The 18,232-nt window shown below is 56.3% G+C and carries 11 protein-coding genes, 1 pseudogene and 2 CRISPR repeat arrays; of the genes and pseudogenes, 7 read left to right on the top strand and 5 right to left on the bottom strand.

Annotated elements, in window-relative coordinates:
• Nucleotides 1-212 precede the first annotated feature (212 nt).
• The 4 genes from cas5e to BLT47_RS01220 are packed head-to-tail and all read right to left on the bottom strand — an operon-like array spanning nt 213 to nt 4,303.
• On the bottom strand, nt 213-935 hold the full coding sequence (gene cas5e, locus BLT47_RS01235) for a type I-E CRISPR-associated protein Cas5/CasD (protein WP_074660898.1): 723 nt from the start codon (nt 933-935) through the stop codon (nt 213-215).
• Nucleotides 935-2,026, bottom strand: a complete 1,092-nt coding sequence (gene cas7e / locus BLT47_RS01230; protein ID WP_049619631.1) for a type I-E CRISPR-associated protein Cas7/Cse4/CasC — start codon at nt 2,024-2,026, stop codon at nt 935-937. Before cas7e ends, cas5e begins: the two co-directional genes overlap by 1 nt.
• A gap of 8 nt (nt 2,027-2,034) precedes the next feature.
• Entirely contained in the window at nt 2,035-2,664 is a 630-nt protein-coding gene (casB, locus tag BLT47_RS01225) for a type I-E CRISPR-associated protein Cse2/CasB (RefSeq protein WP_049619632.1), read from the bottom strand.
• Nucleotides 2,665-2,668: 4 nt separating this feature from the next.
• Nucleotides 2,669-4,303 carry a type I-E CRISPR-associated protein Cse1/CasA gene (locus tag BLT47_RS01220; RefSeq protein ID WP_083329980.1) on the bottom strand — a complete coding sequence of 545 codons (1,635 nt, stop codon included), beginning with the start codon at nt 4,301-4,303 and terminating at the stop codon, nt 2,669-2,671.
• Nucleotides 4,304-4,463: 160 nt separating this feature from the next.
• On the opposite strand from BLT47_RS01220, the gene cas6e reads away from it, so the two are divergent.
• The 7 genes and pseudogenes from cas6e (at nt 4,464) to BLT47_RS09045 (ending at nt 17,141) form a co-directional block, all read left to right on the top strand.
• Nucleotides 4,464-5,201, top strand: coding sequence for a type I-E CRISPR-associated protein Cas6/Cse3/CasE (gene cas6e, locus BLT47_RS01215; protein ID WP_074660896.1), 738 nt, complete (start codon nt 4,464-4,466; stop codon nt 5,199-5,201).
• On the top strand, nt 5,198-7,927 hold the full coding sequence (locus tag BLT47_RS01210; RefSeq protein WP_074660894.1) for a CRISPR-associated helicase/endonuclease Cas3: 2,730 nt from the start codon (nt 5,198-5,200) through the stop codon (nt 7,925-7,927). Before cas6e ends, BLT47_RS01210 begins: the two co-directional genes overlap by 4 nt.
• Entirely contained in the window at nt 7,924-8,997 is a 1,074-nt protein-coding gene (cas1e, locus tag BLT47_RS01205) for a type I-E CRISPR-associated endonuclease Cas1e (protein WP_049619635.1), read from the top strand. The genes BLT47_RS01210 and cas1e overlap by 4 nt, the downstream gene beginning before the upstream one ends.
• Nucleotides 8,997-9,311: a type I-E CRISPR-associated endoribonuclease Cas2e gene (gene cas2e, locus BLT47_RS01200; RefSeq protein ID WP_065414662.1), complete on the top strand. Its 315-nt coding sequence runs from the start codon at nt 8,997-8,999 to the stop codon at nt 9,309-9,311. Before cas1e ends, cas2e begins: the two co-directional genes overlap by 1 nt.
• Before the next feature lie 18 nt (nt 9,312-9,329).
• Nucleotides 9,330-12,166: direct repeats of the CRISPR family, unit length 29 nt; unit sequence CTCTTCTCCGCACGCGCGGAGGTATTTCC.
• Between the two features lie 92 nt (nt 12,167-12,258).
• Nucleotides 12,259-14,611: a CRISPR direct-repeat array (repeat unit 29 nt; unit sequence CTCTTCTCCGCACGCGCGGAGGTATTTCC).
• Nucleotides 14,612-14,700: 89 nt separating this feature from the next.
• Nucleotides 14,701-14,892, top strand: a pseudogene (locus BLT47_RS09685) (helix-turn-helix domain-containing protein); the annotation flags it as partial.
• Nucleotides 14,893-15,003: 111 nt separating this feature from the next.
• Nucleotides 15,004-15,921 carry a hypothetical protein gene (locus tag BLT47_RS01195; protein ID WP_256332491.1) on the top strand — a complete coding sequence of 306 codons (918 nt, stop codon included), beginning with the start codon at nt 15,004-15,006 and terminating at the stop codon, nt 15,919-15,921.
• A 77-nt stretch (nt 15,922-15,998) separates the two neighbouring features.
• The gene (locus BLT47_RS09045) at nt 15,999-17,141 is read left to right on the top strand and encodes a hypothetical protein (RefSeq protein ID WP_074660891.1); all 1,143 of its coding nucleotides are present in this window, start codon (nt 15,999-16,001) and stop codon (nt 17,139-17,141) included.
• Between the two features lie 231 nt (nt 17,142-17,372).
• Here the strand turns inward: BLT47_RS09045 and BLT47_RS01185 are convergent.
• On the bottom strand, nt 17,373-18,232 hold an 860-nt coding region (locus BLT47_RS01185; protein WP_074660889.1), incomplete at its 5' end, for an IS3 family transposase.

Here is an 18,232-nt window from a genome sequence, read left to right as displayed (position 1 = left end):
AAAATATCACGCCGTGGGCGTGCTTACGCCCACGCGAATGAAACGCAAACCTCGATGTAAAAAATTGCGGGTTAGAAACAGTTTCCCAAACCCTCCAAGGAGTTTAGCAAGGTCAGCAAGGTTGAACAAGTAATTCTGCCCACGCCGGGTGGCGTGGGCAGAATCGGAGTTATGGAGTTTGGGATTTGAAGATCTAGCTGGCCGCTTTCGGGCTAGGCCCGCGCATTCAGAGGCCGCCGTATGTCTAGCAACTCGGAGATTTTCTCTAGCCGCTCCTTTTGAGTGGCAACGACGGGCACTAGATTCTGCGTGCGTTCTCCCTGCGGGCTCGTATGAGGTCCGTAGAGTACGCAAGTAAGCGGCCGTTGTGCGGTATTTGCTTCTTGGTGCGCTAGCAATGGTGCAGGAATCTGAGTAAAAGCATTGGCAGATCCTCTACCCAGGTAGAAAGGAAACTCTGGCGCGAAAGCTTTCCGGCCCAGATAGGTGGCGAAAGCAGGGGAGCTCAAGGCGTCTTCCAATTCGTCTTCCTTGCCCGCTACCGCGATTCGTACCAAAAACTCGCCGTCGGCTAGGTAGGTGCGATTTACGATCGAGGTTCCGCTTCGCGCGTCGGGTGTGAAGACCAGGGTCTTTTTACTAACCCGTTGGCCTTGGATTATGATCATGCGGCGTCGAAATTCCTCAGATTCTTCGCGGGGGTTAATTGTCTGGAAATCGTCGGTGAGATAAGGTTTTCGATCTTGCCGAACCCAAAACTCAGCTTCATCCAGCCAACTCGGCCAAGCACCGCGCCGAGCACCGAGTGCCCCAGCGAGAAGGCCTTTGAGGCCAGAGCGCGTGGGAAATCGTTCGGTGCGAACGATATTTCCCGCTACCGCCGGCCCTGCCCAAGACTGCAGGGGAGCGGCGAGGCGAATGTAGAGGCAATCCATTACTCCTCATTCCCGGCGTCTTTAAGCGGCTCTAGAATCCAATCCACAATGCCCGCAATGAAGTCATCGAGATTGCAGGATGTGGCGCCGGCAAATTCGCCTTCGTCAAGCTCAGCAGTGCCGGAAACGAGTTCTAGAGGGCCAAAGTTTCCCGGATCGAAGGACCGGGCTTGCTTGTATTGCCGGTTAAGTTCGGCAATGCTGGTTTCTTCATACCCGCCATCACGGCCTGCCTCCACCGGTTTTTCGAAACTATATGCCGTGCGGTACCGCTGTTCTTCCGCAAGCAGAAGGCTTGGCATCGTGTAGGGAGCTGTGGCATTTTCTTTGCCGCGGGGAGCTCCGTAAACAATAGCTCGAATTAGTTCGCTTAGATTCTCTCTATTTTCCGGCATTTCGTATCCGGTCCAGCTTTCTTTAAGCTGCTCACGATCAATTGTGACGCTACGGTAGAACGTGCCATTTACGAAACGTGCGACGCCGAGATAGGTGGCCCCGGTTTCTCCCGCACGTTCTTTAATATCGTCAACGGTAGTGAAGTAGTCCGTTTCGATAGTTGCCGCGTGGGTGGTAATTCCAGGCGATACCGCAATCGCTGCTTCCGTATTGTGTTGGGGAGAGTTTGCAAACATCCGGCCAAAAGCGGCAATAGCAAGAGAACCCGTTGCATTCCCGGAAATGAAATCCGTTCCATCCTCTGCAGAATCTGGATGTATTAGCGCCTCCGCTAGGGTATTGATTTCCTCTTGACTAACCCACACTGAACGGTCCGATTCCGATTCCGCGGAACTGCTTTTAGTCAGTTCTCCAATTCGTTTATTGGCGATCTTCCGTAAGGCGGGAATATCCGCTTCCGGGGCTAGTTTGGCCACAGTTGCCATGACCTCGTCAAGTATATTTCCGGACCTGACGGAGGTGTTAAGGCTGGCTTCTTCATACTTGGTGCGAATGCCACGTTTGATAGATTGCGAGGAATGGAGAGCTCGTAAAGCGCCTCCTAACGTGACCCGCTTCGGAGTGCCTGAATCGTCACGATTCAGATTTGAATACGGAACGTTGGTTATCTGATGGATAGTAAGGTGACGAGCCATGTTTTTCCTTAGTGCGTATTAGTGGTTGAATCGGAATTATCTTTGGGTGAATAGCTTGCTGCGCCGGCGTAATAGTGCCGTAGCGGCGCGGAACGAACTTTTCTAGATCTCTCCGAGATTCCATTTCCCCAGCGACTGAGCATCCGGTAAAGACCGAAATAATCCAGGCTGGGTGGTGGAGTGAGGCCGCGCGCGTACTGCATCAGGCGGTACACGGAGCGAACTGCCTCCTCGAAGTCTTGGGTGTGGATATAGGCGAGCCGCTGTGCAACCGTATCGGGTTTATCTGGGTTGAGGATAAACTCCTGACCATCTTTTCGGGCCTGGGCTACAGACACCTCGTAGCACCACCGCCCGAATGGCTTTGGTGGCCTATCCGAGGTGCGATCATCCTGCGGTATCTCCACGAATTCAGCAACCAGCGCTGCGGTTCTTAGCAGCACTTTTTGGCCGTGGGTGCTCGAATCCCCGGAAAGGAATGGGAATACGTAAGGAATTGCGAATGTTTCCGTATTTTCGTCGATGCCGCGGCGTAAGTTAGCGCGTTGCTGGCGGAAGGTCTTATCGGTTCCATCCGCCCGGCGGGAGAGTATGCGCGCGATTAGTTGCTGAGGTGTGGCCGTGCGAGCATTATCCATGAGATTATCCCTTCAATTCCTCATCGAAAACTGGGTACTTTTCGCGTAGCTTCGCCCGAATTATTCGGGAAAGTGCAGATCGGGTGTAGTAAATCTCCGCCGAATGTTGGTCCAGATAGGGGTGGGTCACCCGGTCATAAGCAAGTAAAGCACTTCGATGTAAACCGTGTAGTAACGTTTCCACATCAGGTTGACCCTGCCGTGCCGAATCGAGGAAATCCTCGTAAGTGGCAGTTACCTCGCGCCAGAATTCGGCAGAAGCATCGGGCTGGGCATCCGCAAGCGCGTCCAAAATAGGGGTGAGGCGCCCCGAAGACTGTTCACGCTTACTGTCTTGCGAGGAGTGGCGCCGGAATCGGCCCCGAAAAATACTATGGACTTCCCGGATAATCTGGGCTGCATCTACCACTGCGAAAATTGCCTCTTCAGGAACATCGAAGGCCCATACCGTATCGTCTGGGAAGAATACTTCAGAGGCACGAATTGACGGAGAAGAAGCAGTACCCTCGAGCTGGTGGCGGAGGAAAATCGGGCGCCTATCAGCTCCCGATGTGGGTAGCAGATTCTGTTCGGTGCTTTCCGTGAGTGCCCGCATTTTCTCTTCTGCCGCCCACTCGACCGCAAGGTCGGTGCCATCGCGTCCAAAATCGATACGTTGCGCCTTGAGCTCATTCTTATCGTTTGCGACGTAAAGATATAGCGGATCGGCTTCGTTTCGCGTATCCCACCATTGTTTCAACAGGGCCTTTCCGCTTTTATCAGAAGCATTAACGGGCCACCAGGAAGTGGGGATGCCACCAACTCGTACGCCAGTAAGCTCCTCACCTTCCCAAAAACCGACCGCGGTATTTGAGCTCCAAGTAGCAGCCCAGAGCGGGGCGAACTCGAGGCCTTCGCGTGCTTTCTTCGGATCCCTTTCTGCCCAAGCAGGAAGTATTTCGCCGGGAATCCAATTTTGAGGAATTGACGTTAACATGCTGGCAAGAGGTATTTGCTCATCTTCTTGCCACCAGAATTCGGTTGCAGCGTTCCCTTTGCCCAGGAAACGAATTCCAGGCGCCCCCATCTGCGCTTTGTCGCCGTCGTAGTTGTTATTTCCAGCCAGCGAGTAATAGTGGTTAACCACCAGCAATAGAGTGGCTGCTGCTTCGGTAAGAACTTCTGGGAAACTAACCAATAAATTCCAATAATCTTCTCCTTCATCAGAAGGCATTGCAGGAGATAGTTTTTTCACTGGATGATCATTTCGCCCCAAGCGGCGTGAACTGTCCTTCGGGCTGGTGGGCTCCAATCTTGGCCTCTGCATAAAAGGGCGTTCGGCATCGCGAAGATTTGCGTAGGGAGCCACTTTTTCGTAGGCGGCCGCAACCGCACTCTCGGTAAAGCCTGTTTCTACTAGTCTTTCGGCTTGATCCCGAGTGATACGGCCACCTGGGCGCGCACTTTCCGGAATCTCTTCGCGTACTGCCAGGGCTACCATGCTAAGTAAGAAGCGGAATTGCGCGCCCACCTCGAACCCGGGTCGGTCTAAATCAAGTGCGTATTCGGTTTCATGGCAATGCAGCAAGAATTCATACGGTGTGCAGGGGCCAGAAGTGGTGTGGATCCACTGCACGGTTTTAAGTGCGTCACCATTCATATGATTCCTACATCCTTATCAGCCGCACACCAACGTGCGGCGCTATGGTCCAATAGACTGCAGTGGGCTTAGCCGACCACACTAGTGGTCATACCGTAACATTGTACTAACTAAATGCTCAACGCGAGGGTGCGGGGGCTTGCTGATGAAAGGAAAGTTCATGTCCGAGCGCGTATATCTTGCCAAATATCCGCTACATGAGGCTCTCGCCCAAGAGGCAGAACACAAGCCGCAAAATGGCTGGAATCCTAACGATCCAAAATTTCGACATCGTGCGGTGATGTCCCTATTCGGCGATTTGACGGATAGTGAAACAGAGGCGGATGCACAGAGCGGCACAAGCGCGCGACGGGCGGCGGCAGGAGTGCTTTTCCGGGTGGATAAACTTCCAGGTCAACCACCATTTTTCTTAGTGCAAGCACAGTTACGGCCAGAGGAACGCCAGGGTCTGGAAGTCAAGCAAATAGAGCTCAGCGAGTATCCGGTGGGGCAAGTACTCGGATTTCGGATAGCAATCAATGCGATTCGGCGGCAAAAAGGGCCGGAATCTTATACCCGAAGTGGTAAAAAACGAGGTGGTACGAAGGCGGTGCCGGTTCCTTTTGATGGCGATACCGAAGCGCCGGAAGGGATTTCGCGTATGACCCCATGGCTAGAAAGCAGATTCGTGGGCGCGCTCACCGGCGTCGAAATCATTAACCACCAGCGCGAAGTGCTCGGAACAGATCGCGCAGGAAGGAACCTCAGGGGCGGTAGTGGCAGGGTTGTGCAAGTAGATACCGTTGACGGCGTGGCACGCGTTGCCGATCCGGAACAGCTTTTGCAGTTGCAGTTGCAAGGAATTGGCCGAGCAAAAAGCTACGGATGTGGCCTTCTAACGGTTAGGCCGTTAGCATGAATACCCACCCTGAGCTATGGGCAAAACAAAGCAGGCTCGTCAAAACGTACCCACTTCTAGCGCACTTGCTCGACACCGCTACCGTGATCGGCGTGCTTTACGATTCCTGGTTACGACCCGAATTGCGTGATCTTATTAGCGCGGAACTTGGCCCTAAAGCTCGGCAAACGGTCCAGTTTCTGGGTGGAGCGCACGACGCCGGAAAAGCCATACCACAGTTTCAACTTCAGCCCCGCCGAAGCGGAGAAGTGTGGGAAGAGATTCGCCGTCGCATCAAAGCGAGTGGGTTATACGGCCCACCTTCTCCACTAAGTACCCTCATTACCAGTACGGATCCCGTTATTCGCAGGCATGAAGCGTGGTCCGCGTACGCTTTGCAAGGGGACTTATTACGGCGGGAAGCTCCCGCGCGCGCCACCTGGAAAGAACTTACAGTAGCTGGCCATCACGGGCGCTGGCAGTGCGTGGTTGGTAGAGCCAGGCAAATTCGCCCCGCCCTACTGGAAGTAGAAAAAACCCGCTGGGCGGCCGCGCAAAGCGATTTACTGGCCGCGGTTGCTGCCGGATGCGGGATATCGCGAGAGGAAATGCCCGAAACCGTTGCTCCGGCTATCACTTTGCTACTTTCCGGACTGGTGATTCTGGCAGATCGAATTGCTTCGGGGGAAGAATTTGTACTTGCGGGGCAGGAAATTCTGGCCAAATCTCCGGAGCTCCTTGCCACCCCAGCCGATTGGATTGCCCGCCGCTCCGCGGAAGCAGAAAAACGAGTGCGGGAAACCGTTGGCATATACACGCCGCCCTGGAGAAACACCGAAGAAGCCTGTAAGAAAATCCTCCAGGGGCATGCTCCGCGGCCAGCACAAGCAGAAGCTATGCAGTCTGGGGCCGGACTGTACTCGATTATGGCCAGTACCGGTTCGGGCAAAACCGAGGCGGCACTACTACGCCACGCCACGAAAAACGAGCGCCTGATTTTCCTATTGCCAACGCAAGCTACTACTAATGCCATGATGGCTCGCATCCAAAAAATCTACGCCGGGACAGCTAATGTTGCCTCTCTAGCCCACGGGCTCGCCTCGATCGAAGATTTTTATGCCAACCCGATTACGGTGTACGACGACGAAAGCACTGGCCATTCCAACACACAGCACAAAAATGCCAAAGCTGATGCGGAACTAGAAATAGAGGCCGAGCAAAGTCAGCGCCCCAGCGGCCTGTACCCTTCCACCTTCGTCAAATCAGGAGCTTCGCGGTTACTGGCCCCAATTTGCGTGGGCACCGTTGACCAGGCACTTGCTGGTGCCCTTCCTGGAAAATGGATCCATTTACGGTTATTAGCGTTGGCAAATGCGCACGTGGTAATTGATGAGGTGCATACCCTCGATCAGTATCAAACCGAGCTTTTGGGTCAGCTTTTACCGTGGCTCGCCGCTACGGGTACACGCGTTACTTTCTTGACCGCAACCATGCCCAGCTGGCAACGTGAAAGGCTTATGCGCGCCTACGGCGGCGAAAACTTCGCTCTGCCAGAAACCGAATTTCCCGCAGTAGAATCTCTTGCTGAATCGGAGCTGCGGATCGCGAAGGTACCGGACCGCGCTCGCGAGATAAAAATTGCGGTGGATGAGGTGCCATTTGCAGAGATGGTGGAGGGGCACGTCGCGTGGGAAAAGCGGATCCGGCAGCGGTTCCCGCAGGCGCGCATTGGCATTATTTGCAATACAGTGGCGCGTGCGCAAGAAACGGCGCAACTTGCTCGCGCGGCGGGGAGCGAAGTGGTTCTCTTGCATTCCCGGATGACGGCAGAGCATCGCCGCGTGCTTACCGAAAGGCTTCATGAAACGGTGGGAGCCGGGAGTGCGGGAAGCGCAATAACCGTTGTCGGCACGCAGGTGATCGAAGCATCGCTAGACATCGATCTGGATTTTATGCGCACCGAACTTTGCCCCGCTCCTTCGCTTATTCAACGGTTAGGTAGGCTGTGGCGGCGTGAAGACCCATTGCGGGCGGAACGAGCTCCGGGGCAAACTGGGATGGAGTTGAGCTTGGCCGTAATTGAAGATCCAGAAGCATGGAAGGTGCGGCCATACTTGAAAGCCGAACTCACACGTACCGTGGATTGGATTCGGCCCCGGGGTAAGTTAGTTTTGCCGGAAAATGCGCAGGAATTTGTGGACGCAGCAGCGGTTTCTTTAGAAGATGCAGTGACTGCGGATGACGAAGAAGCAGTAGCAGAACAGATTATTCAGGCGATGAAAGCGGGCAATCGAAAGGCACGGATCGCGGATTTGCTTACGGGAGATCCACAAGCGGGTAGTTTTGAAGCTCTTACCGTGGGATTGCCTAAAGACGAAAGTTCCACCCGTCTCATTGATGATAGCGACCAATACCAGTTGATTATGGGTGGGGACCCGGACGCGGTGCCCGGTGCCTGGCAGGGAACTGCGGAAGAACTGCAGCGGTTACCTAAAGATGAAAGCAGGCAAACAATAATTCGTGCAGCGCTCAAAGCTTCTATAACCGTGCGTATCAAGCAGGATATGTTCGCGCAGCTGTGTGAAGAGGGCAGTTTGGAATCGCTTAGCGACTCGAAATCAGTGCTGGCGGGGTATTACTTGCTGCGAGGTGCGGAAAGGTTTTACTCTCCAGAGATTGGTTACGTGGGGCTAGAGGGCGGAACCGGGGAGGACAGCTCGGCAAGTGCGGGGGAGAATCACGCATGAATTATTCTGAGGAGGCGCTGGCATTCTCGCGCATTCCAGCTAGCCACCAAGTGCGAATATCTGACCGGATTTCGTATCTGTACCTAGAGCGGGCACTCATACGGCAAGACCGCACCGGCGTTATCGCTATCCAAACGGATGATGCTAAAGCAGGAGCTCCGGAAGCGGGTGAAGCGGAAGCGGATGATGTGGAAGCGGGTGATGGGGAAGCAGATGAAGCGGAAGCGGATGTTTCGGAAATGAGTGATGCGGAAGCGAAAGCTTCCGTAAAAGATAGGGAGAAGACCGAACAGCTGAAGCTGCGGATCCAGTTACCGGTAGCCGGCCTCGGAGTGCTGGTGCTCGGGCCGGGAACGAGTATTTCGCATGCGGCTATGGCTTCGTGCGCGAGGGCGGGATGCGTGGTGGTATTTTCGGGAGGTAGCGGAATTACGAGTTACGCGGTGGCGACGCCGTTGACTTCTTCCGCTAAGTGGGCAATCGCGCAAGCGAAATTGATTTCTTCCGAAGTGCATGTGAAAGAAGCTGCCCGCAAGCTTTACTGTAAACAGTTTGGGGAAGGGGTAATAAAAGGCGGAACTCTGCAGGTGATGCGGGGACTGGAAGGCCGGCTCATGCGAAGTGCTTACCGGGAGGGCGCTAAGAAGGCGAAGATCAAGGGGTTTAAGCGTAATCCGGAGGCGGAAGATCCTGTAAACGCGGGGTTAAACGTCGCTAATTCTATTATGTATGGCGTTGCGTCAACTGTGTGTTCGGCTATCGGGGTGAACCCAGCACTGGGCGTGATTCATCGGGGAAACGCGCGGGCACTGCTTTTTGATTTGGCGGATCTTTTCAAGGCGCGACTCGTGGTGCCACTAGTTTTCTCGTGTGCCCACGAGGTAGAGCCGGTGGCGGAAATTCGACGTCGGCTGCGTAAGGAAATACATCGGCAAAATGTGTTGCCGACTATGCTTGATGTTCTAATGGAGATCTTGGAGCCGCATCTGCCGCATCGCGACGATGACAGGCTTCTTGATGATTCAGGGGAAGTGCCAGGGCATATGCAGTATGGCAAGGATGAAGAATAGTGTTTGCAGTCATTCAGCTTTCCGCAGTGCCTGAGCACGTACATGGATATGTGAGTAGATTCCTTTCCGAAGTGAGCTCGGGGCTTTACGTGGGCGTTATTTCGCGCAATGTTAAGGAGCAGCTCTGGGAACGCCTCAGCACAGTAACCGGAGAGGGTTCCGCAGTCTTGATCTACAACGATTCTTCCCGTGAGCAAGGATTTGGAATTGAAATGAGCGGGCGGCAAGCCTGCAAGGCACTCGACTTCGACGGCTTGACGCTTTTTGCTTCGCGCCCCGGTAGGATTAACGAAAATTGGGCGAGCGGCCGATAAAACCGCAGGTCATTTAGTCTCTTCTCCGCACGCGCGGAGGTATTTCCAGCGTTCGGTCAGCAGAGAGCCGAAATCCTCGCTCTTCTCCGCACGCGCGGAGGTATTTCCCAGTGAAGCCGTTGTAGGTGATGCCGCGCGTGCTCTTCTCCGCACGCGCGGAGGTATTTCCCGCTATCCTTGTCCCGTATCTCAATCCGGAAACTCTTCTCCGCACGCGCGGAGGTATTTCCCGAACTAAGCCGCCCTTAGGGTAGAAACCTCCCTCTTCTCCGCACGCGCGGAGGTATTTCCTGTAGCCCGTGCGTCAACATCATCCGCGTCGACTCTTCTCCGCACGCGCGGAGGTATTTCCCAATTTCCGGGCCGATTTCCGCGCTAATACCGCTCTTCTCCGCACGCGCGGAGGTATTTCCGGCATGCCCGATTTCCAGGGCACCGCGCCGCACTCTTCTCCGCACGCGCGGAGGTATTTCCTACTCAGCGAGTATGCAGGGCGTACCGGTGATCTCTTCTCCGCACGCGCGGAGGTATTTCCGAGGCTCGCCACGGTCTCGCGAGAAGCGCCCTCTCTTCTCCGCACGCGCGGAGGTATTTCCATATTTGACCGAAGCGGTCATTGACGGGGCTGCTCTTCTCCGCACGCGCGGAGGTATTTCCGGGTCGCTAGCGCTTCCACCGGCGGGCGCGTTCTCTTCTCCGCACGCGCGGAGGTATTTCCTCTCCGATGACGCAGTGAGCGGATCCCAAAAGCTCTTCTCCGCACGCGCGGAGGTATTTCCCCCCGCACCTCACTCGTTCTCTTCTTCGACAACTCTTCTCCGCACGCGCGGAGGTATTTCCCCGATCGAGGTACTGACAATACGGCCCGGTCACTCTTCTCCGCACGCGCGGAGGTATTTCCGGCGGTGATGAACGTACGGCTTCAGAAGGTGGCTCTTCTCCGCACGCGCGGAGGTATTTCAAACCTTAGCGGCCTTCAAAAATGCGGAAGTCGCTCTTCTCCGCACGCGCGGAGGTATTTCCTCTCCGCAATCCGGAAGGTTGGCGGTCTGTCGCTCTTCTCCGCACGCGCGGAGGTATTTCCCGATCGCGGCATACCGGTCTGGATTAGCTTGGCTCTTCTCCGCACGCGCGGAGGTATTTCCTTCTTCTCCCCTCCTAACAGCTTTTTGCACCCCTCTTCTCCGCACGCGCGGAGGTATTTCCCAGGCAGGCCCGCTCATCGAAACCCTCAAACACTCTTCTCCGCACGCGCGGAGGTATTTCCTGGGAAATATAGGACCGCACCGTATTAGGAGACTCTTCTCCGCACGCGCGGAGGTATTTCCGTAGCCGCGGGCGCGTATAGCGGCGGCAAATTCTCTTCTCCGCACGCGCGGAGGTATTTCCATGGGCGGTTGTGGGGGTGGTGGTTTGTGGCTCTCTTCTCCGCACGCGCGGAGGTATTTCCGTAGCCGCGGGCGCGTATAGCGGCGGCAAATTCTCTTCTCCGCACGCGCGGAGGTATTTCCATGGGCGGTTGTGGGGGTGGTGGTTTGTGGCTCTCTTCTCCGCACGCGCGGAGGTATTTCCGTAGCCGCGGGCGCGTATAGCGGCGGCAAATTCTCTTCTCCGCACGCGCGGAGGTATTTCCATGGGCGGTTGTGGGGGTGGTGGTTTGTGGCTCTCTTCTCCGCACGCGCGGAGGTATTTCCGTGGTAGGCGACGAAATTCATTGCCCCCACTACTCTTCTCCGCACGCGCGGAGGTATTTCCGGCCTTAATTTTGAGGGTGACCTCCCTATCGACTCTTCTCCGCACGCGCGGAGGTATTTCCTAGACCTAATCGACACCCTCGACTATTGCCCCCTCTTCTCCGCACGCGCGGAGGTATTTCCGTACGGGGATACAGGCCGCCCGAACCGGCTTGCTCTTCTCCGCACGCGCGGAGGTATTTCCGTATGATCTGGTGGCTGATCGGGGCGGGATTACTCTTCTCCGCACGCGCGGAGGTATTTCCCTTGCGATAACCGGCATGGAGCTGGTGAATCGCTCTTCTCCGCACGCGCGGAGGTATTTCCAGAAAGCGACATCGCCGGGTTGTGGGAACACCCTCTTCTCCGCACGCGCGGAGGTATTTCTCGTTGCTGTGGGCGGGGCCTATGGGCGGGGAGCTCTTCTCCGCACACGCGGAGGTATTTCCCGAATTAACCGGAATAAACGCGTGCACAGAATCTCTTCTCCGCACGCGCGGAGGTATTTCCCGGTAATAGGGTTACGTATACCGCGGCCCAACCTCTTCTCCGCACGCGCGGAGGTATTTCCCGCTCGCTCCACCACCTGCCGCGAAACGCCCGCTCTTCTCCGCACGCGCGGAGGTATTTCCGGGCTTTACGCTCTGCCAGGCCTTCACGGCGCCTCTTCTCCGCACGCGCGGAGGTATTTCCCTGCTCAGGACGCGGGCGCGCAACACGGCCGGCTCTTCTCCGCACGCGCGGAGGTATTTCCCCCTAATCAGTGTGCCCGCCGGTAATAGCGGCGCTCTTCTCCGCACGCGCGGAGGTATTTCCATGCCATGCTCCACTACAACAAGGACACCCCCCTCTTCTCCGCACGCGCGGAGGTATTTCCGGGCACTGTCTTTTCTTCCATCTCGGTTTCCTTCTCTTCTCCGCACGCGCGGAGGTATTTCCCTTCGGGGTCTTTCAATCCCCAGCCACTAACGCTCTTCTCCGCACGCGCGGAGGTATTTCCCTGCGGTACCGGCATGGCTGGAGACTTCAACACTCTTCTCCGCACGCGCGGAGGTATTTCCTTCGAGAACTACGCCTTTGATGTCGTCGGCTACTCTTCTCCGCACGCGCGGAGGTATTTCCAGCTCAGGGCCTGATAACTCTCGCCTACCGCAACTCTTCTCCGGGGGTTTTCCCCCCCCCCCCCCGCAGGATCGCGCCAGTCGCCTCCTGCCGCTCTTCTCCGCACGCGCGGAGGTATTTCCCTCGTAAATTTCGTAGGCTTGCCGGTAGATCCGCTCTTCTCCGCACGCGCGGAGGTATTTCCCCCCTTCCCACAACTTCCCCAATAGTGAGAAACTCTTCTCCGCACGCGCGGAGGTATTTCCCGGCATGGAATTAGTGAATCGCGTGTTGGAGACTCTTCTCCGCACGCGCGGAGGTATTTCCGTTCTAGCAAAACCTGTGCAGGTGGCGAGGTCCTCTTCTCCGCACGCGCGGAGGTATTTCCGTTTACCGGCCTTGCCAGGCAAGTACATTCCGCTCTTCTCCGCACGCGCGGAGGTATTTCCGTTTACCGGCCTTGCCAGGCAAGTACATTCCGCTCTTCTCCGCACGCGCGGAGGTATTTCCTCCTTAAAAACGGCCCTAGATCGGTGTTGTGTCTCTTCTCCGCACGCGCGGAGGTATTTCCCAGTAAAACTCTTTTACGGGCCTATCGCGATGCTCTTCTCCGCACGCGCGGAGGTATTTCCGGTGATGGTTTATCAGCATTCGGGCCGGGATCCTCTTCTCCGCACGCGCGGAGGTATTTCCCTGCCAAGCAAGCCCGCCGCCGATCACCATCACTCTTCTCCGCACGCGCGGAGGTATTTCCGGTGAAAGCCGGCGTGGATTACAACAGGTTACCTCTTCTCCGCACGCGCGGAGGTATTTCCGGGATGAAATGATCCCGCTAGGGCACCATGTTCTCTTCTCCGCACGCGCGGAGGTATTTCCGGTATTCCGTATTCCTCGGTGCTAGGACATAACTCTTCTCCGCACGCGCGGAGGTATTTCCGGCTTGGGGCTAATGTCTCTGATTTCGTGCAGCTCTTCTCCGCACGCGCGGAGGTATTTCCGGCTTGGGGCTAATGTCTCTGATTTCGTGCAGCTCTTCTCCGCACGCGCGGAGGTATTTCCTATACGCAGGCGCTTGATGGTAGCCCGCGCGACTCTTCTCCGCACGCGCGGAGGTATTTCCATGTATGAAACGGCTTGCCAAATGTCGGATGACTCTTCTCCGCACGCGCGGAGGTATTTCCGTGGTTGGGTCGCGGCGAACACTCACCACGCCCTCTTCTCCGCACGCGCGGAGGTATTTCCTGGATAATGGATTTTCTTCCGCGACTCACTCCCTCTTCTCCGCACGCGCGGAGGTATTTCCGCGTAGTGTGCCGCTAGTGATAGTGGACCCGGCTCTTCTCCGCACGCGCGGAGGTATTTCCAGGGAAACCGCTAAAAGCCTCGAAGAAGCTGGATCTCTTCTCCGCACGCGCGGAGGTATTTCCAGGGAAACCGCTAAAAGCCTCGAAGAAGCTGGATCTCTTCTCCGCACGCGCGGAGGTATTTCCGGTGCATTTTCGGCCCCGCCGGCTAACTCCATCTCTTCTCCGCACGCGCGGAGGTATTTCCAGCTGCCCCTCATGCCGCATCGCAATTTGGCTCTCTTCTCCGCACGCGCGGAGGTATTTCCGGTGAATGTTATGCACCGCGCCGCATGTTCATCTCTTCTCCGCACGCGCGGAGGTATTTCCCAGGAATACAGGTATTTTCTGGGCCGGCTTGCCTCTTCTCCGCACGCGCGGAGGTATTTCCCGTAGGAAACAAAAAGGACTACGCAACCGTAGCTCTTCTCCGCACGCGCGGAGGTATTTCCCAGCAACATTCAACGACTGGAGTCCTGCGGGACTCTTCTCCGCACGCGCGGAGGTATTTCCATCGTGTTTTCGCCGGGCCTGGTAAGGCTCAGCTCTTCTCCGCACGCGCGGAGGTATTTCCGGCCTAACCGACGCGGGAATATGGCCGGATGACTCTTCTCCGCACGCGCGGAGGTATTTCCTACAATGTGGCGGACCAAGCCAGCGATCATGCCTCTTCTCCGCACGCGCGGAGGTATTTCACACGGAAAAGATTGACGGCACCCGGCGCGTAGCTCTTCTCCGCACGCGCGGAGGTATTTCCCGGTGATCCGGAAGGTGACCCGCTCGGTGACCCTCTTCTCCGCACGCGCGGAGGTATTTCCGACATGGCACTCACCTTCCGAGCAATCAGCGTCTCTTCTCCGCACGCGCGGAGGTATTTCCAGAAAGGAGGTGCGCCTAAGTGGCTTGGCTTACTCTTCTCCGCACGCGCGGAGGTATTTCCGTGCGGATCAAAATCTGTAAACGTTCAACCCCCTCTTCTCCGCACGCGCGGAGGTATTTCACCGCCCAGCTCGTAAGCTTTATGCGTTGCACGCTCTTCTCCGCACGCGCGGAGGTATTTCCCAGAGAAACCCTAGGGTTGGCCAGTTTACTTTCTCTTCTCCGCACGCGCGGAGATATTTCCCAGTGTTGCAACCGCATTAGCCGCATCGCCCGGGGTTTTGTAATCCTCCTTGAAGTTCACGTTGCTCGTTGTGAGAAGGGTGTGGCGTCATGAGTTGGCGGGCGTCTGCGTGGGCTTTGGATCAGGTGCGTGGTATTGGTGCTAATTGCAAGCTGGTTCTTATTGCTTTGTGTGAGTTTGCGAATGATGAGCAGGTGACGTGGCGGTCGATGGGTGAGATAGCTCATAGTTCTGAGTGTGAGGTGCGTACCGTGAAGACTCATTTGAAGTCTTTGGAGGAGTGGGGGCTTATTACTCGCACGCCTCGTTATCGGTGGTGCGATTCTGATGCCCCCTCGTGTGCTAGTCGTGGTGCTCATAAGCACCGGTCGGGTACTGATTATCGGGTGAATATGGAGGTCGGTGACTTTGATGTTTCAAAGCTGGAAGCGCCGATCAGTGAACCTGAATCTGTGGATAAATCTCTTGTGGATAACCCTCCTGTGGAAAACTTGCCTGTGGATAAGTCCACAAGTGCAAAGTTTGCACCTGTGGAGGAAATGGCGGAATCACGCGGGAAAGTCCACAAGTGCAAAAGTTTCACCTGTGAGACGGGGGAGGGTTCCACAGGTGCAAATTCTCGTCTGCCACAGGTGCAAAAACATGTACCCATAAGATCAGTTAACCCCCATGTAGATCCTCCAGCCAGCCATACGTTGACTGGTTCTAACGAGACCGGGCGGGTAGGTTCGCGTCCGGGCTTGGTGGCTGGCGGGCGTGAAAGTTTGCAAGGCCGGACTGACGACGTGGTGGCCGGGGCGGCTGACGCCGGCCCCGGCGAGCCTGGCCTGTCCGGGCCTGGTCAGGGCGGGCCAGGCTCGCGCGTGGTGGCAGACCCGGCGCAGGACACCTCGCAAGCCCCGGTCTCAGATTCCGCGGCTGATGTTGGTGTGGATTTGGGCCTGGTGGATGCGTGTGTGCCTTCCCGGTTGCGTGAGGTGTTACCGCCTTCGGCGTTGGGCCGGGTGTGCGATCTGCTGCGTGAAGCGTTGCGTTTGGGTTGGAAACCGATTCAGATTCACACGCGGTTGAACATGGATCCGTTCCCGCAAGATGCGAAGAATCCGGCGGGTTTGGTGATTTTCCGGGTTGGCCAGTTCACCAGTGAGGTGCCGGCTACGGCCCGTAAGGCCCGGTCGCATACGAACTCGCTGGTGGACACGAGTGTTCCGGCCGGTGAGCGGGCAAGTGCTCCGCCTGCTGGGTGGGCTGAACTGGGCGAGAAACTGCGTGCTAACGCGGCTTTAGCACACCGGGAACGGGGGTGGTAGCAGCTAGTTAGAACCATATTCTGGAAGAATGTTTTTATTGGGGATTTCCTTACGAGACGAGGGGAAGTGAGAAATCCATGGACAACACGAAAACAGTGGTGCTAGACGAGGTTGAAAGCGCCGTGCCAGGCGAGGAAAACCCGGCCACGCCAGGGGCCGGGCCGGCTGGTGGGGTAAGTGGTGCTACGCCAGCAGGACCGGAAGATTTGCCGGTAGCAAGGCGTCGGCGTTGGTGGGTGTGGGGTATTACCGCCCTGGTTGTTGGCGGTCTGGCCGGTGGTGCTTATTGGGGGTATTCGGCGTATAACGCTATCCGGGTTAGACAGGCCTATGAGAAGGTTTGGCCGGTCTACCAGGAGGCTTACCTGGAAGCCGGGCGGGCTGTGGAGAGCGCTCGGGGTGTGTGGGAAACCTGCCAAGCAGACGCCTCCGATCTGGGGTTGGAGTGCGGGCCAGGACCAGAACTTGCACACCAGCGTGAGCAAGTGGACCTTGCCAATGCGAAGACGAGGACGGTCAAGAATGAAACGAGACAGTTAGAAGAATTAACGGATAGCCTGGCCGTGTTTGCTGGTGAATGGAATACCCAAGCTGACCAGTGGACTGAGAGTATTGGGACTGCGCGGCGGGCGTGGGCAGAAGATACGCTTAGTGGGCGGTTAGGTGCCGTACTCGAACTAGCCGGTAGTGGTAATCAGTTAGTAGCTGCCTATCCTGATAGTGATGAGACGGGCCGGATTGGTCAGATCCGGCATTCCCTTACCGACCTGCAAACCAGTATCGGTGGTGACGTATCTGGTATGGATAGCAAATGGCGCGAACAAGCACTGGAAACTATCAAGACTGGGGAAGAAGAACTACCAGGCCTAATCCAGGCCCTGCAGGCGCGCCACGATAGTGAGCAAGCAGCCGCTGCGGCTGCCACGGCTCACCAGCCACGCACATCGAACGTTGCAAGTGCAGGTAGCAATAGGGCTACTAGCCAGTCCTCCGTCAACAAAGAAACTACCAAGAGCAGCAGCTCGAGTGCTCGTAGTGGTGGCAACAGCGGGCGGAAAGCACCAGCTCCAGCTCCGGCACGTCCACCCGCCCCCGCCCCGGCTCCAGCCCCCGCTCCAGCTCCGGCACAAGGCGGCGGATGGGTCGAGTCTTACGAGAATGCAAACTACTGCTTTGCGGGAGATGCAAGTGGAAATTCGTGGGAAGTGCCGTGTCCCTAGAAATACGGAATTGGCACAGGATGAGGAGGTTTTGTCCACGCGTTTGTGTAGTTAGGGCGGACTGTGCGGTAGTTGGCGCTACCGCACAGTCCTAGAAGATGATTTCTTGTTTCCAACCAGTTTGGTTGGCGTTCGTATTGTAAATCAACTCCTTAAGGGGTAATTATGCCGAATTTGGCTTATCGTCGGGGTGGTACTTCCTGGGCTTGCCCGCAAGTTGTTGACGTTTTTCTAAGCGGCTTCCACGAATGGTACCGCGGTTATTAATTCATATTCGACGGGTGTGTGACCGCCGATAGCCGTGTGGATCCGGGTCCGGTTATAAAACACTTCGATCCACTCTGATACTGACTCGTAGACTTCCTTGCGCGTGGCGAAGGCATACCGGTAGAAATGTTCTACTTTCAAGATCGCCCAAAAAGCTTCAGACATCGCGTTATCCCAGCACACCCCGGTTCGTCCCATTGACATGTGCCCATCAATTCTCTCCATATACTCGCCCATTTCCTTAGACGTGAACTGAGCACCCCGATCCGCGTGCAACACCAATTTACGTGGCGCTTGCCCTCGTAGCCCAATCGCCATATCCAAGGCTTTTAGCACGGTTTGAGTGGTCTGCTTATCACTCATTGCATAACCGAGAACGCGCCGTGAATGGGCATCCCTAATGGCTACCAGATACACCCAACCTTCCCCGGAACGCAGGTACGTGAAATCGGTAATCCACACCCGGTCCAGGGCACCTTTATCCCACTTACGCTCACGGTGATCCGAATAGTCGCACTCTGTTTTTTCTCTGCGGCCCGGACGGCGAAAACTGCGGGCACTAATTGCTTGCAAACCCTGGCGTTTCATTGACCTGGCCACGGTCTTCTTATCCGCATGAATACCGCGCCGGCGCAGGGCTATTGCTAGACGCGGCGCCCCATAAGTTTGCCGGGAGTTTTCAAACTCTTTTGCTACCGCCTCATCAAAACGCCGCCGCTGCTGTGCCCTGGCCTGGCGTAGGGCGCTTCGGGAACGCCACGCATAATAACCCTGGCCAGTAAACCCCAAGAACTGCCGCCATGAATGTAACCGAGTATCCATAA

Source organism: Actinobaculum suis, from assembly GCF_900102025.1.
In the GTDB taxonomy this organism is placed as follows: Bacteria; Actinomycetota; Actinomycetes; order Actinomycetales; family Actinomycetaceae; genus Actinobaculum; species Actinobaculum suis.
This window is presented reverse-complemented; position numbering and strand designations above follow the sequence as displayed.

Bases quoted from the DNA above. Each gene is read 5' to 3' on its own strand.
- cas5e (WP_074660898.1), bottom strand. From the start codon at position 935: ATGGATTGCCTCTACATTCGCCTCGCCGCTCCCCTGCAGTCTTGGGCA.
- cas7e (WP_049619631.1), bottom strand. From the start codon at position 2,026: ATGGCTCGTCACCTTACTATCCATCAGATAACCAACGTTCCGTATTCA.
- casB (WP_049619632.1), bottom strand. From the start codon at position 2,664: ATGGATAATGCTCGCACGGCCACACCTCAGCAACTAATCGCGCGCATA.
- BLT47_RS01220 (WP_083329980.1), bottom strand. From the start codon at position 4,303: ATGAATGGTGACGCACTTAAAACCGTGCAGTGGATCCACACCACTTCT.
- cas6e (WP_074660896.1), top strand. From the start codon at position 4,464: ATGTCCGAGCGCGTATATCTTGCCAAATATCCGCTACATGAGGCTCTC.
- BLT47_RS01210 (WP_074660894.1), top strand. From the start codon at position 5,198: ATGAATACCCACCCTGAGCTATGGGCAAAACAAAGCAGGCTCGTCAAA.
- cas1e (WP_049619635.1), top strand. From the start codon at position 7,924: ATGAATTATTCTGAGGAGGCGCTGGCATTCTCGCGCATTCCAGCTAGC.
- BLT47_RS01195 (WP_256332491.1), top strand. From the start codon at position 15,004: ATGGAGGTCGGTGACTTTGATGTTTCAAAGCTGGAAGCGCCGATCAGT.
- BLT47_RS09045 (WP_074660891.1), top strand. From the start codon at position 15,999: ATGGACAACACGAAAACAGTGGTGCTAGACGAGGTTGAAAGCGCCGTG.